17 protein-coding genes are annotated in these 15,241 nt (G+C 67.7%); 2 read left to right on the forward strand and 15 right to left on the reverse strand.

Translation table 11 applies throughout. The annotated features are described in order from the left end of the window. Positions 1-3: 3 nt before the first annotated feature. From ACVWZ7_RS07305 to ACVWZ7_RS07365, 13 genes are all read right to left on the reverse strand, one after another. Positions 4-252 carry a carbon storage regulator gene (locus tag ACVWZ7_RS07305; protein WP_456507437.1) on the reverse strand — a complete coding sequence of 83 codons (249 nt, stop codon included), beginning with the start codon at positions 250-252 and terminating at the stop codon, positions 4-6. A 9-nt stretch (positions 253-261) separates the two neighbouring features. Continuing rightward, positions 262-1,593, reverse strand: coding sequence for a hypothetical protein (locus ACVWZ7_RS07310; protein ID WP_456507438.1), 1,332 nt, complete (start codon positions 1,591-1,593; stop codon positions 262-264). Then, on the reverse strand, positions 1,571-3,619 hold the full coding sequence (locus ACVWZ7_RS07315) for a flagellar biosynthesis protein FlhA (RefSeq protein ID WP_116766987.1): 2,049 nt from the start codon (positions 3,617-3,619) through the stop codon (positions 1,571-1,573). The genes ACVWZ7_RS07310 and ACVWZ7_RS07315 overlap by 23 nt, the downstream gene beginning before the upstream one ends. 76 nt (positions 3,620-3,695) lie before the next feature. Continuing rightward, complete coding sequence (locus ACVWZ7_RS07320) at positions 3,696-4,796, reverse strand: EscU/YscU/HrcU family type III secretion system export apparatus switch protein (RefSeq protein ID WP_116766988.1); 1,101 nt, start codon at positions 4,794-4,796, stop codon at positions 3,696-3,698. Then, positions 4,796-5,554, reverse strand: coding sequence for a flagellar biosynthetic protein FliR (locus ACVWZ7_RS07325; RefSeq protein ID WP_116766989.1), 759 nt, complete (start codon positions 5,552-5,554; stop codon positions 4,796-4,798). The genes ACVWZ7_RS07320 and ACVWZ7_RS07325 overlap by 1 nt, the downstream gene beginning before the upstream one ends. Position 5,555: 1 nt before the next feature. Beyond that, a complete protein-coding gene (fliQ, locus tag ACVWZ7_RS07330) occupies positions 5,556-5,831 on the reverse strand; it encodes a flagellar biosynthesis protein FliQ (RefSeq protein ID WP_090956900.1) in 276 nt (91 codons plus the stop codon). Continuing rightward, the gene (fliP, locus tag ACVWZ7_RS07335; RefSeq protein WP_344363447.1) at positions 5,828-6,694 is read right to left on the reverse strand and encodes a flagellar type III secretion system pore protein FliP; all 867 of its coding nucleotides are present in this window, start codon (positions 6,692-6,694) and stop codon (positions 5,828-5,830) included. Before fliP ends, fliQ begins: the two co-directional genes overlap by 4 nt. Then, entirely contained in the window at positions 6,691-7,314 is a 624-nt protein-coding gene (gene fliO / locus ACVWZ7_RS07340) for a flagellar biosynthetic protein FliO (RefSeq protein ID WP_456507439.1), read from the reverse strand. The genes fliP and fliO overlap by 4 nt, the downstream gene beginning before the upstream one ends. Continuing rightward, the gene (gene fliN, locus ACVWZ7_RS07345; RefSeq protein WP_344363443.1) at positions 7,315-8,037 is read right to left on the reverse strand and encodes a flagellar motor switch protein FliN; all 723 of its coding nucleotides are present in this window, start codon (positions 8,035-8,037) and stop codon (positions 7,315-7,317) included. It lies immediately after the preceding gene. Then, on the reverse strand, positions 8,034-8,930 hold the full coding sequence (locus ACVWZ7_RS07350) for a flagellar motor switch protein FliM (protein ID WP_237563415.1): 897 nt from the start codon (positions 8,928-8,930) through the stop codon (positions 8,034-8,036). Before ACVWZ7_RS07350 ends, fliN begins: the two co-directional genes overlap by 4 nt. Positions 8,931-9,015: 85 nt before the next feature. Then, positions 9,016-9,840, reverse strand: a complete 825-nt coding sequence (locus ACVWZ7_RS07355) for an OmpA/MotB family protein (RefSeq protein WP_116766993.1) — start codon at positions 9,838-9,840, stop codon at positions 9,016-9,018. Then, on the reverse strand, positions 9,837-10,655 hold the full coding sequence (locus ACVWZ7_RS07360; protein WP_456507440.1) for a motility protein A: 819 nt from the start codon (positions 10,653-10,655) through the stop codon (positions 9,837-9,839). Before ACVWZ7_RS07360 ends, ACVWZ7_RS07355 begins: the two co-directional genes overlap by 4 nt. Before the next feature lie 2 nt (positions 10,656-10,657). Then, complete coding sequence (locus tag ACVWZ7_RS07365; RefSeq protein ID WP_344363436.1) at positions 10,658-10,963, reverse strand: flagellar FlbD family protein; 306 nt, start codon at positions 10,961-10,963, stop codon at positions 10,658-10,660. Positions 10,964-11,274: 311 nt separating this feature from the next. On the opposite strand from ACVWZ7_RS07365, the gene ACVWZ7_RS07370 reads away from it, so the two are divergent. Together ACVWZ7_RS07370 and ACVWZ7_RS07375 are read left to right on the forward strand one after the other, a co-directional pair. After that, positions 11,275-12,435 carry a cytochrome P450 gene (locus ACVWZ7_RS07370; protein ID WP_456507441.1) on the forward strand — a complete coding sequence of 387 codons (1,161 nt, stop codon included), beginning with the start codon at positions 11,275-11,277 and terminating at the stop codon, positions 12,433-12,435. 148 nt (positions 12,436-12,583) lie between these two features. Further along, positions 12,584-13,510, forward strand: a complete 927-nt coding sequence (locus tag ACVWZ7_RS07375) for a hypothetical protein (protein WP_456507442.1) — start codon at positions 12,584-12,586, stop codon at positions 13,508-13,510. A 74-nt stretch (positions 13,511-13,584) separates the two neighbouring features. Here the strand turns inward: ACVWZ7_RS07375 and ACVWZ7_RS07380 are convergent, their stop codons facing one another. Together ACVWZ7_RS07380 and ACVWZ7_RS07385 are read right to left on the reverse strand one after the other, a co-directional pair. After that, a complete protein-coding gene (locus tag ACVWZ7_RS07380; RefSeq protein WP_344360922.1) occupies positions 13,585-14,757 on the reverse strand; it encodes a flagellar hook protein FlgE in 1,173 nt (390 codons plus the stop codon). 31 nt (positions 14,758-14,788) lie between these two features. Further along, positions 14,789-15,223 carry a flagellar hook assembly protein FlgD gene (locus ACVWZ7_RS07385; RefSeq protein ID WP_456507443.1) on the reverse strand — a complete coding sequence of 145 codons (435 nt, stop codon included), beginning with the start codon at positions 15,221-15,223 and terminating at the stop codon, positions 14,789-14,791. Positions 15,224-15,241: the final 18 nt, after the last annotated feature.

The raw sequence follows: 15,241 nt of genomic DNA on the forward strand, positions 1-15,241 counted from the left end.
GGCTCAGTCGGCGGCGGGGGCTGCGGGCGGCGGCATGAGACCGCGCAGCGCGTCTTCAGTATCCGGTCCGGCTTCCGCCGCGGCGAGGTTTGCCGCCGCGATGGCCTCAATGACTTCCCGGCGCTGGATCGGCACGCCCCGGGGCGCCTCAATGCCTATGCGAACACCGTCACCGCGGCCTTCCAGAACCGTGATGACGATGCCGTCGCCGATCATGATCTGTTCGCCCGGCTTGCGTGTAAGTACCAGCATCCTCTCAATCTACCCTTCGCCGCGGGGAGCGCCGGACGATTCCCGCCGGTTCTGCCATGTCACATCAGGGCCGGCCGGGCGCGCGTCGATCCAGCCCACGGGCAGTCCCAGGGCGTTGACGCTTTCCGGGGTTCCGGTCTCCGAGGCGCCGACCACCGCCACGGCGGTCAGGTTGAGCTGGGCCGCGAGAACGCCGACCCAGCGCGCCGTGTCCTCATGCTTGCGCCCTGCGTCAACCACCACCCAGATCTGGTCGGCCGAGAGCGCGGCCACGGACTGCACCCGGGCCAGGGTGTTCCGGGCCCTGCCGATTCCGAACGCCACCAGGACGGTGCGCTCCGTGACCACAGCGTGCGCGCGGGCGGCCGTGGCGCCTTGGCGGCCGTCAACGTGCAGGTGGCCGTAGGCGGAGAGGTCGCCGGCGGTCCGCACATCGGCACCGCCGGCGGCCATCGACATCGCCAGGGCGGCATCCATGGCGTCGTCCCCCAGCCCGACCAGGGCCACGAGGTCGCCGACGCCGCTCAGCGGGACCGGGACCGGGACCGGGACCGCCGCCAGCGGCGTCTCGGGGCGCCCGGCGTCGCGGGCGGCAGCCACCTTAACGGCAGGGATCCCGGCGTCAGACGCTGGAACGGCAGGCGGGTGAACGATGGAACCGTGAACGGCGGGAGCTTGGGTTGCCGGAGTTCCGGGGGCGGAAAGCGGACCTGCGGGGGTTCCGGCGGCACGCCCCGCGGGACCGGCCACCGGTTCCGCCGGGGCGCGCAGTCCGGCGCCGAGCTGCTCCAGGATCTCGGCGAAGTCCCGCGACTCGGTGGAAACCCCTGCAGCTGCGGGCCGGTGCAAGCTCAGTTCAGCAGCGTCTGCCTCTTCCAGCAGTGCGGCGATGGCGGATCCGTGAAGGTGATGGGCCGGTCCGACGGCGGGCCGGCCCTCGGGCGGCCCGCCCGGCTCCCCGGCGGGGGACGCGGACGGAGCCGCCGCGGCCTTGGCGCCGGCGGCAGCGCCGGCGTCGAACTTCCCGGCATCGGGAAGCTTCCCTGCGGAGGCCGTCGCGCGGGTCCCGCCGGCGGCCGTGCCAATGGCGGGGCTGGCGGCGGGGTCTGCGTCGGCCCCGGCGAGGATGTCGGCGTCGGGCACCACTTCGCCGGTGACGACTTCATGCTTGGGCAGGACCTCAACCATGGCCTCGTAGCGGTCCTGAGCGAAGAGCCCGGCGATTCCGGGACTACTGACCCGTTCGGCGGACACGATCCTGGCGGCCGGCCCGTACTGCTGTTCCGCCTTGCGGCGGATCTCATCGAGCGAGGCTCCCTTAAGCCGATAGCGGTTCGGCATGGCGCACGACTCCTACTGTCTCGATCCGGACATTGGCAGAGGTCACCTCGCGGTAGGACAGCACCGGAACCGACCCCGGCTGTGCCCCCACGAGGCGGTGGATGGCCGGCCGGAGCGCCGGGGCGCACACGAGCACGGCTTGGCGGTTGGCGGCGGCCGCGGCGTCGACGGCGGAGCTCACGGACCGCAGCACGGCGTCGAGCCTGTCCTGCCCCATGACGATCTGGCTGCCGCCTTCCGCGGGCCGCATGTCCTCGAGCATGTGCTGCTCCAGGACGGGGTCGATCATGATGACGTTGAGTACCGGACCGTCCATGAACTTGGCCGTGAGGGCCGGGCCGAGGGCCTGCCGGGCGGCTTCGACGAGCGATTCCGGGTCCGTGGAAATCTTGGCGCGCAGCGTGAGGGCCTCGTAGATCCGGGCGAGGTCGTTGATGGGCACCTGCTCGTCCAGGAGCCCCTGGAGGACGCGTTGCAGCTCGGCGAGGGAGAGCAGAGCGGGGGTCAGTTCGTCGACGGCGGAGGGGCTTTGCTTGCGCACGCCCTCGGTCAGGACGCGGACGTCCTCGCGGGACAGCAGCCGGGCCGCGTTGGCCGAGACGATCGAGGACAGGTGGGTGACCAGGACGGAGACCCGGTCGATCACGGTGGCACCGGTCATTTCGGCGTTGTGGCGCATCTCCCCCGGAATCCACTTCCCGGCGAGCCCGAACACGGGTTCGATCATCGCAGGACCGGGGAGCGAGTCCAGGTTGTCGCCCAGGGCGAGCATCTGGCCGCTGGGGGCCGTGCCGCGCCCGGCTTCCACGCCCGCGATCCGGATCGAATAGGTGGCCGGCGGCAGGTCCACACTGTCCCGGGTGCGCACCGGCGGGATGACGAGGCCCAGTTCCATGGCGATCTTGTGCCGGAGGGAGCGGACCCGGGCCAGGAGGTCGTCAGAGGCGCCCGAGACCATGTCCACGAGGTCCGGAGCCAGCAGGATCTCCACGGGGTGGATGCGCATGTCCTCCAGAAGTTTCTCGTTGGGGTCCATCTCCGGGAAATTCAGCGCGGTGGACTCGGCCTCCCGGGCCCTCTCCGCCAGCTGCTGGCTGGCGGCGGTGCGGCGGGAGGCGAGGATCAGTGCGGCGCCGACCAGGATGAACGGGATGGGCGGCATGCCGGGGATCAGGGCCATGGCCATGGCGGCGACACCGGCGATCATGAGCGCGTTGGGTGACTGCAGCAGCTGGGTGGACGCGGTCCGGCCCATGTCCGACTCGGCGTTGGACCGGGTCACGATCATGCCGGTGGAGACGGCCATGAGCAGGGCCGGGATCTGGGTGACGAGCCCGTCTCCCATGGTCAGCAGGCCGTAGGTGTTCAGGGCGTCGCCGATGTCCAGGCCGCGCTGGATCATGCCGATGGCGATGCCGCCGACGAAGTTGATGATGATAATGATGATGCCCGCGATGGCATCGCCCTTGACGAACTTCGAGGCGCCGTCCATGGCGCCGTAGAAGTCTGCCTCGGCCGAGACCTCGGCCCGCCGCTCCCTGGCCTGGGTGTCGGTGAGGAGCCCGGCGTTGAGGTCGGCGTCGATCGCCATCTGCTTGCCGGGCATGGCATCGAGGGTGAAGCGCGCGCCCACCTCGGCCACGCGCTCGGCGCCCTTGGTGACCACGACGAACTGGATCACCACAAGGATCAGGAACACCACCGCGCCGATGATCATGGAACCGCCGACCGTCACCTTGCCGAAGGCCTCAATGACCTGCCCGGCGTACCCGTTGCCCAGGACCAGGCGGGTGGAGGCGACGTTCAGGCCCAGCCGGAACAGCGTGGCCACCAGCAGCAGGGAGGGGAACACGGAGAAGTCCAGGGGCTTCTTCACGAACATGCTGGTCAGCAGCACCAGCAGTGCCAGCAGGATGTTGCAGACGATGAGGAAGTCGAGCAGGGGCGCGGGCACGGGAACCACCAGCAGCAGCACGATCCCCACGATGCCGATTGGCACCGCCAGCCGGTTCAGCCTGTTGTTCATGGTGCGGTCCTTTCACAGACGCTGATTCCCAAAGTTGTCCCGCGGCGCTTCATCTGCCGTTGCCTCATGCGGTGCCTCATGCAGCGCCTCCCACAATGGCGGCCGGGCGGCTCATGCGGTGCATCCCGGCGGCGGCGCCCCGGGCCTTGAGCGCCATGACGAACGCGAGGACGCCGGCCACCGCCCGGTAGAAGTCCACCGGGATCTCATCGCCCAGCTCACAGGCTCCGTGGAGGGCCCTGGCCAGCGGGATGTCCTGGACCATGGGCACGTTCTTCTGCTCGGCTTCTGCCCTGATCCTGGCGGCCACGTGGCCGGCGCCCTTGGCCACCACGCGGGGGGCTGACTTGCCGGGCTCGTATTTGAGGGCCACGGCCACGTGCGTGGGGTTGACCAGGACGACGTCGGCATCACCGATCGCGGCGATCATGCGGTTCCGGCTCATGGCCATCTGGCGGGCCCTGCGCTGGGACCGGATCAGCGGGTCGCCCTCGCTGTTCTTGTTCTCGTCCTGAACTTCCTTCTTGGACATCCGGGTCTTCTTGCGGTTGCGCCGCATGACGACGAAGAAGTCCGCCGCGGCCAGCACGATGCCGGCGGCCACAGCGAACTGGACCAGGGAGGCGATGCCGCCGGCCGCTGCCGCGGTAACACCGGCCACGGGGAGTCCTCCCGCGGTCAGCAGCACCGGGACGAGCCCCTGCACCACCATGTACAGCACCAGCCCCACCACGCTTGCCTTCAGCAGCGCTTTGATGCCGCCCCACACCGCCTGGGCGCCGAAAAGCCGCTTGACCCCGCTGAGCAGGTTGAAGTGCTCGAATTCGAACCGGAATTTCTTCAGGTGGACGCCGCCCTGCAGGGCGGAGGCGGCCAGGACGGCCAGGAACACGACGACCAGCAGGGGCCCGACAATGCCGGCGATGGACGCAAAACCGTCCTCCAGCGCCTGGACGGCTTTGCCGGGGTCGGGTGCCGAGATGATGCCGCGGATGCTGAAGAGCTGGTCCGCGGCGGCGTTGGCGCCCCGCTCCACAGTGCTGGGCAGCATGAGGGCGGCCGCACCCACGCCTACCCAGGCGGTGAGGTCCTGCGAGCGGGAGAGCTGGCCCTTGGAGCGGACCTCCCTCATCCGTTTGTCGGTGGCTTGCTCGGTTTTCTCCTGTGAATCCGCCATCAGCCCACCCCCAGCACAGCTTTGGCCGCCTGTCCGGCGAGGCTGGAAACGATCCGCGGCAGGGCCAGGAACATGAAGCCGGCCAGCATGAGGGTCAGGAGGATCTTGAGCGGGAAGCCCAGCGAGAACGCGTTCAGCGCCGGTGCAACGCGGGTCAGGAGGCCGAGTCCGACGTCGGCGAGGAACAGGACCACCAGCAGGGGCCCGGCGATCTGCACGGCGGCCAGGAACATGCCGGATACTGCCGCGATGATGGCTTGGACGGGCTGTGTCAGGTCTATTCCCCCGGCCAGGGGCAGGGCCGCGAAACTGCCGGTGAGGCCCGTGATGACCAGCTGGTAGCCGTCGGAGGCGAACAGCAGGGCCAGCGCCGCCATCTGCAGGAGGCGGGTGAACTGGGCGCCGTTGACCATCATTTGGGGGTCGAAGGCCTGGGCCATCTGGAAACCGCTGGCGAGGTCGATCAGGCTGCCGGCGGACTGGATGGCGGAGAAGATCACCAGGACCAGGAATCCCAGGGCAAAGCCCGTGACGAGCTCCAGGACCACTCCGGTGAGGAACCCGGCGGTATCGCGGGGCGTGTAACCGCCCGCCAGGCGCTGGGTCACTGCCAGCCCCAGGCCCAGTCCCAGCATGGCCTTCACGCGCCCCGGAAACGCCTGGTGCGAGAACGGCGGTGCCACGATCAGGAAGGCGGTCATCCGGACCGTGGCCAGCAGGAGGACTTCCAGCCAGCTCGGGTCGATGGGGATGCCCACCTCACAGGCCTCCGAGCAGGGACGGAATCTTCGCGAAGAGGTCGTTCGTGAACGTAACCATCTCCGAAATCATCCAGTGTCCGCAGACGATCAGGGCCACGGCCACGGCGGCGGCCTTCGGCACGAAGGACAGGGTGGCTTCCTGCAGCTGTGTGATGGACTGCAGCAGCGAGATGGCCAGGCCCACCACCAGCGCCGTGACCAGCACGGGTGCGGCGAGCTTGGCGGCCACGATCATGGCCTGGAGGCAGATGTCCAGGACGGCGTTGGCGTTCATCCGCTGCCCGCATAGCTTTGCACGAGCGCGGTGATGATCAGGCCCCAGCCGTCCACGAGGACGAAGAGCAGGATCTTGAAGGGCAGCGAGATCATGACCGGCGGCAGCATCATCATGCCCATGGACATCAGGGCCGCGGACACCACGAGGTCGATCACGAGGAACGGGATGAAGATGACGAAGCCGATGATGAATGCGGCACGAAGCTCGGAGATCATGAACGCCGGAATGAGGGTCTGCAGCGGGACGGCCTCAGGGGATGCCGGGTTCTCGGCCCCGGCGGCGCGGGACATCAGGGCAATGTCCTCTTCCCTCGTGTGAGCGAGCATGAAGTGCTGCAGCGGACCCGACGCGGCGCTGACCGCACCGTTGAAGTCCAGGGTGCCGTTGAGGTACGGCTGGATGCCGGCGGTGTTCATCTCGTTGATGACGGGCCACATCACGAAGATCGACAGGAACAGTGCCAGCCCCGCCAGCACCTGGTTGGGCGGGATGGACGGCAGGGAAAGCGCGTTGCGGGTCATCGCCAGGACCACGAAGATCTTGGTGAACGACGTCATCATTAGCAGCAGCGAGGGCGCAACGGCCAGCAGCGTGATCCCGATCAGGGTCAGGACGGCGGTGGAGGGTTTGCCGTCCACCCCGTTGATCTGGATGTTGACGTTCCCGGTTCCGGGAGTGGCCGGATCGGTCGGCGCCACCGGCGGGGCCGGGTCGATGGGTGCTGCGTGGCCGGTGGAGGCGTTCAGCCACAGCAGGAGGACCGCAAACAGCACGGCGGCGAGCCCCAGGGCCAGGAGGCGGAAGGGTCCAGTGCGGGCGGGACGCAGGCGGGTCGTGCCGGTGGTGAGGGGGCGGATCAATTGCGGCGTCCGCTCCTGAGAGCGGCGGCGGCCTGCTTCCACGTGGAGCCGGCAAGGATGGACCCGTGCAGGGGCGGATGGGCCGGGGCGCCGGCAGCACTGCCACGGCCGGCGGGGCCGCGGGCATGCGGGTTCCGGTGCAGGGAACTGCGTCGCGACGGCGGCAGGTCCGGGCCGCCGTCGGCGTTCTCAACGAACGGGCCGTCAACCACCGGGCCGTCAGCGAGCAGTCCGTTGTGGCCGTCCGCGGCCGGGCGGCCCGGCTGGCTGCTGAAGTGGTCGCCGGCGAGCGGCCGGGCGTCGGCGAGGATGCGGGCGAAATCCCCGAAGCCTCGGCTGATGCCGGGGACCGGGACGTCTTCGGGTTCGGGCGGGATATCCCCCGTGTGCAGGACGTTCACGGCGTGTTCGGTGACGCCCAGCAGGAAGCGCTGCCCGGCGGCGTCGACCACCACCACGGAGGCTTTCTGTCCGAGGCTCTGCCGGCTGACGATGGTCAGGGCGCGGTCAGCCCGGCGCCGCCCGGTGCCCTTGCCCAACCGGCGCTGCAGGAACCACATGAGGCCAAGCACCGCGCCCAGGGCCACGACTACCCGTAGCCCGAGGATCAGTGCGTCCATTCAGCTGAGCCCCTCGGCGACGTCGAGGATGCGGGTGATCCGCACTGCGTAGTCCTGGTCCAGGACCACCACTTCGCCGTGCGCGATCAGGCGGCCGTTGAGCAGGATGTCCGCGGGGGCTCCGGCGGAGCGGTCCAGTTCGATGATCTTGCCCGGTTCCAGGGAGAGCACGTCGCGGACGGACATCCGGGTGCGGCCGATCTCCACGGTCAAGGCCATCTCGATGTTGTTGATGCGGCCGAGCCGGCCGGCCGCCGTGTCCCCGCCGGCGAAGACGTCCCCGGCGCGGTCCTGGCTGTTGCCGTGTTCGCGGAGCCGGACAGCAAACCAGGCCGCGGCGTTGCTGCCGTCGGACAGTTCAAAGACAGCCGTGTCGGGGTCCGAGAGGAGCCCGGAGACATCGGATTCGCGCAGGTCGGACAGGACGCCGGCCCCGAAGACGGAGCTGGCGCTTTCCATGGCCGGGCGCAGCACATCGGTCACGGAGACGTGTCCCAGCTGGGTCCCGGCGCCGGCCGCCTCGTCAAGGAAGGTGCGGTCGCTGAGCATGAGCGCGAGGTCGGCGGTGACCGCGCCGACGAAGGTCGCCGTGACCGCCTGGCGGGCGTAGGCCGCAGCGGCGCGGGCGGGCACCAGGGCAACGACTTTCAGGGCCACCGGGCTGGGCAGTTCCTCGACGAGCCGCTCCGCCGACAATTCGTGCTTGGTCAGGGTGATGCTCATCGTTGGTTCTCCTCGATTGTGACAATGACTGCGGCCGCGCGGGAGCCGTTGCGGGCCGGTGCGGCGGTGGCCAGCCGGGTTCCGTCCAGGGTGAGGTCAAAGGGCCGGTTTTCCAGGTGGGGCAGGGTCAGGACGTCGCCGACGGCGAGGCCCAGGACCTGGCCGGGGGTGACGAACGACGTCGAAAGCCGCACCGACAATTCCACCGGCACCTGCTCCAGCTGGGCGCTGATGCGCGCTGCGGCGTCGCCGCGGTTGTCGGTGGGGTTGACCTTCTTGAGCCGTCCCAGCAGGATGGCGGCCGGCACGGCCAGGGTGGCGGGGGCGTTGACGTCGCCGACACTCATGGTGAAGGAGGCGACGATCATCAGTTCGCTCGGCGCGGCGGCCTGGGCGAACTGGGAGTTGTACTGGATGGTGTCCACCCGGACGGTCTCGCTGAGCAGCGGGCCCAGCGAGTAGCCGAGGTCTTCGAGGGCCTCGTCCATGAGGCCCTTGATCAAGGCCTGCTCGATCTGGGTAAATTTCCGGTCCGGCATGGGCGAATCATTCGAGGCGCCGAGCATGCGGTTGACCCAGCCGAGGGCGGCCGGGCCGGGGAACTGCACCACCAGCTTGGAATCCTGGGCTTCCACGGTGCAAAGGACCATGGCGGTGACGGCGGGCAGCGAGGCGGCGTATTCGTCGTAGCTGAGCATGCTCACGTCTTCGAGGCGCACCACGGACTTGACCCGGACCTTGGCGGTCAACTGGGTTCCCCACTGGCGGGCGAAGGTTTCGAAGGCGAGCTCCAGCACACGGCTGTGTTCGCGCGCGAGCGTCGCAGGACGGCGGAAGTCATAGACGCTGACGGTCCGCTCCCGTGCCACTTCCCGCTCATCCAGAACACTCACGGTTGCCACTATCGGCAAGGGATCCGCCGGCGTAAGCAGTATGCCCTAGGCAATACGGTGCAATCCGCTGTAAGCAAGGGACAGCCTATTTCTCGCTCAGCTTCAACGCTTCCGGAATGAGGGCGCGGACGACGTCGGGCTTGTCCGAAATGACCACGATGTCCACCCGGCGGTTCCGCTCCATGAGCTCCGGGGTGGAATCGTCGTTGACCTGGCGGGCCGAGCCGAAGGCGACGGCGCCGATGGTCGCGGGGGCAATGCCGCCGTCGTCCACCATGTAACGCAGGACGTTGACGGCACGTGCCGAGGACAGTTCCCAGGTGGACGGGTAGGCCGTAATGCCGTTCGCGGCATGCCCCTCGACCATGATTTCCATCCCGGCCGGCTTCAGGACCGGGGAGATGATCTGCAGGACCCGGGTGGCCCGGGACGTGAGTTCGGGCCGGTCGGGCTCGAAGAAGGCCTGTGACCCGACGAGCTTGACCGTCAGGCCGCGTTGGTCGATCTGGAACTCGACGTTTTCGCTCAGCCCGGCCGCTGCCAGGCCGGCCTGCATTTTCGCCTGCAGCGCCTTGAGCCGGTCCACTTCCTTGATCGCCTCGGCCATGTTCTCGGGCGACGCCGTTGCCGCGCCCTTCACGGCGGCGAACGCCTCGAGGTTCTTGTCCACGAGTTCCGGCGGCACCACGGTGCCCGACGCCGTGTCCACTGTCTGCGACGCAACCGCGCCGAAGCCCGTGGCCAGGGAGTTGCGGAGCTTTTCGAACTTGTTGGCATCGACGGTGGACATCGCGAAGAGGACGATGAACATGCACATCAGCACGGTGACCATGTCCATGTAGGACGCCATCCAGCGTTCGTCGACGTGGTGTTCTTCCGGCTTCTTGCGTCCGCGCCGCCTGGGGCTCACGCGGCCTGGTCCATCTTGCCGGGTTTGTCGCTGTCACTCTTCTTGCCGCCCCGAGCCGTGCTCTTGAGCTGGTGCTCCGGGACCATGGCACGGAGCCGTTCGGCGAGCAGCAGCGGCTGGGCGCCGGACTGGACCGACAGCATGCCTTCCATGAGCAGCGTCATCCGTTCGATGTCCAGTTCCGAGAGCCGACTCATCCGGGCGCTGAAGGGAAGCCAGATGAAGTTGGCCGAGAGCAGGCCCCACAGGGTGGCGACGAAGGCTGCCGCGATCATCGGGCCCAGATGGTCCGGGGTGGAGAGGTTTTCCAGGACGTGGGTCAGGGACACCACGGTGCCGATGATGCCCACAGTCGGGGCATAGCCACCGAGGCTGGCGAAGAATTTGGCGTTGGCGTGGTCGCTGCGGGACTTCGAATCGATCTCGTCCTCCATCAGCATCCGGAGGTCCTCGGCGTCGGTGCCGTCGGCGATGTTCTGGAGTGCACGGGCAAGGAAGGGATCTTTGACGCTGGCCGCTTCTTCCTCCAGGGACAACAGGCCCTCGCTGCGGGCCTTTTCGGCGAAGCGGACCATCTGGTCGATGCTTTCCTGCGGCTTCGCCGTCTTGCCTTGGAACATTTTGGGCAGGGCTTTGAACGCCTGGACGACGTCTTTGAGGGTGTTGCCGGCGATCCCGACGGCGAGCGTGGCACCGAAGACCAGGATCATGGGGGCCGGGAGAAGCAGTGCCGACAGGCTGGCGCCTTCAAGGGACACCATGGCGATAACTGAGCCAAAGGCGAGGAGCAGTCCGATGACTGTTGCGGGATCCATGGTTACTTTCTGGGTTTCACGGGCGCCGTGGTTCCGGCTCCGTCGGTGTCGTCTGTGTCGTCGTCCGGCTCAACAGTCCGGACCAGGCTCAGCGGATAACCGGTGATGGCCGGGAAGTCCCGGGCCTTACTCAGGATGTAAGCCCGGTAGTCGGCGATGAGCTCGACCACTTCCGCGAGGCTTTCCAGGACCACGTAGGCGGCGCCGTCGAGCGTCACCAAATGCGTATCCGGGCTCTCGTGGATGCGTTCGATGAGGTCCGGATTGACCGCGAAGCGCGTTCCGTTGAGGCGTGTGACGACGATCATGGGCCGATTCTGCTCTGTGAGGGGAAGGGTGTTCTCCTCCGTACTGTCGGCAGCCCCTGCCCCTTCGTTAGGCGGCCGGGCCAGGCGCCGGCGCTGACGGGTGGCCGAGGCGACAGGATTTACTGTAATTGCCGGTGATTGCCCGTGATTTCCTGTGCGCCGCATGCCGGGCGGTACTAGGGTGGGTCCTGACGGGGCCATGCGGCCCGCCCCGTTGGAGCCTTGGTCCGATGCGGTTGATCCATCGCGTTCACAGCTCTTAGATCTGCCCCACGACGCATCGGCCGCCCGCCTCATCAGGAAGGCCAGCCATGGTGCATTTTCCGGCTCTGGAGCCGTTGAACCCGTTTCCCCAGTACAAAGCCATGCGGCGCAGCGACCCCGTCTTCCAGGATGAGGAGACCGGTGTCTGGCACGTCTTCGGCTATGACGACGTGCAGCGCGTTCTGTCCGAGCACGCCACGTTTTCTTCCCGAATGGGCGGGGACAATCCAACCGAAACAGGGCAACTGTTCGCGGCCAGCCTGATCAATACGGATCCGCCCAGACACCGCCAGCTGCGTTCCCTCGTGACGCAGGCGTTCACGCCGCGGTCGGTGGAAGCACTCGCACCGCGCATCCTGGCACTCACGCACGAGTTACTGGATCCGGTCGTTGCCACGGGCAGCACGGACCTGATCGATCAGCTGGCCTATCCACTCCCGGTGATCGTGATCGCGGAGCTCATGGGCATCCCGGCCGCGGACCGGGACCGGTTTAAGCAGTGGTCTGACATGATCGTGAGCCAAGCTCCGGGCGCCGACGAGTCCGGCCACCCCGATACCCACCGGGAAATGGCGGAGTACTTCATGGGCATGATCGAGGAGCGGCGCCGCCAGCCGGGCAGTGATTTGATCAGCGCGCTCCTCGCGGCCGAGATCGACGGGCAGAAACTCAGCGTCATCGAGCTGCTCGGATTCTGCGCCCTGCTGCTCGTCGCGGGCAACGAGACCACCACCAACCTGATCGGCAATGCCGTACTGTGCTTCGCCGAATCGCCGGGCACGGCGGAGCGCCTTGTCGCCGACCTGGACCTGCTCCCGCAGGCGATCGAAGAGGTGCTGCGCTACCGCTCCCCCGTACAGTCCATGTATCGGATCTCGGCCGTGGACACCACGCTGCGCGACCGGTCGATTCCTGCGGGGTCGCCCCTCGTGGCCTGGATCGGCTCGGCGAACCGCGACGGGGAGCAGTTCCCGGATCCCGATGTGTTCGACGTCGGCCGCTCACCCAACCGTCACCTCGCCTTCGGGCAGGGCATCCACTTCTGCCTCGGGGCTCCCCTGGCCCGGCTCGAGGCCAAGGTCGCGCTGCAGGCCGTGCTCTCCCGGTTGCCCGGGCTGGCAGTGGACCCCGGTGCGCAGCTGGAGCGGATGGAAAGCACGATCGTCTATGGGGTAAAGCATCTTCCCGTGTCCTGGCAGGCTGGCTGACCGCGAGCGCCGCGGCCGCCCTTCCCCTCCTTGTTGCGCTATCACTTATGGCGGCCATTTCGACGTTTTGGCAACCATAAGTGATAGCGCAACGGGGGGCTGTGGATAACGCCGGCAGCATCACGCCTTTGCGGCAACAATGGTCCGCATGCGACCTGCCGAGCCATTGCCCTCCCATTTGTCGGATGCCCCGTTCACCGTGCATGAGGCGAGAGCTGCAAACCTGAGTCGGTCCCGGCTCCGTGCATCCGACGTCGCCCCGGCCGGCCGGTTGATCTATCTGCCGGCCGGCTGGGACTTTGAGATCCGAAGCCTGGCACGCGCACTCTCGGCGGCGACGCCGGGCGGCTGGATCTCGCATCTGACCGCTGCAGTGATCCACGGGCTGTGGCTTCCGGCTTGGTTGTGCGGAAGCCGGGAATTGCATCTCAGCAAGCCCAAAGCGCTGCCGCCGGTCCGGCGGGAGGGCGTCGTGGGGCACACCGTCCTCGCCTTCCCGGACGAGGTCACGGTGCTGGACGGTATCCGCATTTCGACCCCGGCCCGCACTTGGCTGGACCTTGCCCGCGTCCTGCCGTTGGAAGCCCTCGTGGCAGTGGGCGATCAGCTCGTGCGTCAGCCGCGCCCGGGTCTGGAGATCCGCACCGATCCATGGGCGACGCGCGAGGAACTGCGGTCGATGCTCAAGCATCATCCGAAGTTCCAGGGGATCGTGAAGGCCCGCCAGGCGGCCGAGCTGATCCGTGCCGGTGCCGACTCCGCACCGGAGACGTTCTTGCGGCTGGCGCTCACCGCGGCCGGACTCCCGGAACCGGAGTTGCAGCTGCGGCTTGTCCCGGAGGACCCGTACTCACCCGCCGCGGACATGGGCTACCGCAAACAGCGCATAGCCGTCCAGTACGACGGCGCCCACCACCGCACGCGCGAACAGCAAACCCGGGACTACCGCCGCGACGAAGTCTTCCTTGCCGCTGGATGGCGGTACTTCAAGTTGAACGCCGACGATCTGGCCAACGACTTTCGGGGCGCGGTGCGCAAGGTACGGATCGCCCTTGGCACCGGTTCTGCCCGCTAAACACCCGTTGCTCTATCACTTATGGCTGCCTTGCCGCTCAAATAGCAGCCATAAGTGATAGAGCAACCCCGGGGCTAGCGCTTCAGCTGGGTCAGTTCCTGCAGAACCTCATCCGAGGTGGTGATGATGCGGGCGTTGGCCTGGAAGCCGCGCTGCGCGACGATGAGGTTGGTGAATTCCTGGGACAGGTCCACGTTGGACATTTCCAGGGATCCGGCGGTCAGGGTGCCCATGCCGGGGTCGCCCGCAGCACCCAGCTGCACGCCGCCGGAGTTGCCGGTGGCCACGTAGGAGGAGCCACCGGCCTTCTCCAGGCCACCGGGGTTGGTGAACTTGGCGAGGGCGATCTTGGCCAGGACCTGCTTGATGCCGTTGCTGAAGGACCCCACCAGGGAGCCGTCGTTGCCCAGCGTGTAGGACTCGAGCTTGCCGACGGCGGCGCCGTTCTGGCCGCTGACGGTCAGGGAGCTCATGGAGGCGTAGCCGGAGACCTTGGAGAGGTCCACCGTGATGCCGGATACGCTCAAGGCCCCGCTGGGGGTGAGCTGGCCGTTCGACTGCTGCGCGAGCTGAATGGTCGACGTCGTTGCCCCGTCTTTTGCGGTGACGTTCCAGCCGCTAGCGCTCTTGGCGAATGTCACTGTCAGGCTGCGCTCGGCGCCGGCCGCGTCGTAGACATTGACGACGCGGTCCAGTGGAGCGTCGGTAACGAGGGCATCGCTGGGCAGGTTCCCGTCCATGGTCACCGTGTCCGTGGCCTTCGCAACCATGGTGTTGGGGTTCAGCGTGATGTCGCCGACGGGAGAACCGGCGTTGATCACGCCGTTGGTGGCGGTCCAGCCCTGGAGGATGCCGCCGTCGGGGCTCACCAGCTGGTTGGCCGCGTCGGGGCTGAACGAGCCGGCGCGGGTGAAGAGCTGCTGGCCGCCCTTGCTGGTCACGAAGAAACCGTCGCCGGAGATCATCATGTCCGTGGCGCGGCCGGTGCTCTGCGAAGAGCCCTGGCTGAAGTTGGTGGTGACTCCGGCCACGCGGACGCCGAGACCGATTTGGGCGGGGTTGCTGCCGCCGGTTCCGGCCTGCGGACCGGAGGCGCCCTGCTGCAGCTGGGACAGGGTGTCCTGGAACTGGGTGGAGGATGCCTTGAAGCCGGCGGTGTTGACGTTGGCAATGTTGTTGCCGGTGACGTCGAGCATGGTCTGGTGGGCGCGAAGGCCGGAGATTCCGGAGTACAGCGAGCGGAGCATGGGAACTGCCTTTCTACGGGTAAAGAACTGGTTAGGATGCGGCCGGAGCAGTAAGCCCGGTGATGGAGTCGAGGGGAACGGTGATGTCGCCGACCTTGACGGCCGGGACCGAGCCCGCATAACTGACGGAGCTGGCGATGCCGGTCCCGGTGGTGCCGTCCGCGAGGGTGTAGCCCACCGACTGGCCGATCAGCTGGGCTGCCGCCGTCCGCATCTGGAGGGAGAAACCCTCCTTGCTGTTGGTGGTCAGTTCAGTCATTTTTTCCATCGTGGAGAGCTGGAGGGTCTGGCTCATCATCTGGTTGGTGTCCATGGGCGCGCTCGGATTCTGGTTCTTGAGCTGGGCCACGAGCAGGGTCATGAACACGTTGGCATCCATGGACTGAGCGGGTGTCCGGTCAGCAGACGCCGGGGCGGCTGCTCCCGCCGGCGTCACTGGCTGGGATGCGATCGGCTGAATCGTCATATGTCGCGTTCCTTCGTG

This window comes from Arthrobacter sp. TE12232 (assembly GCF_054062615.1).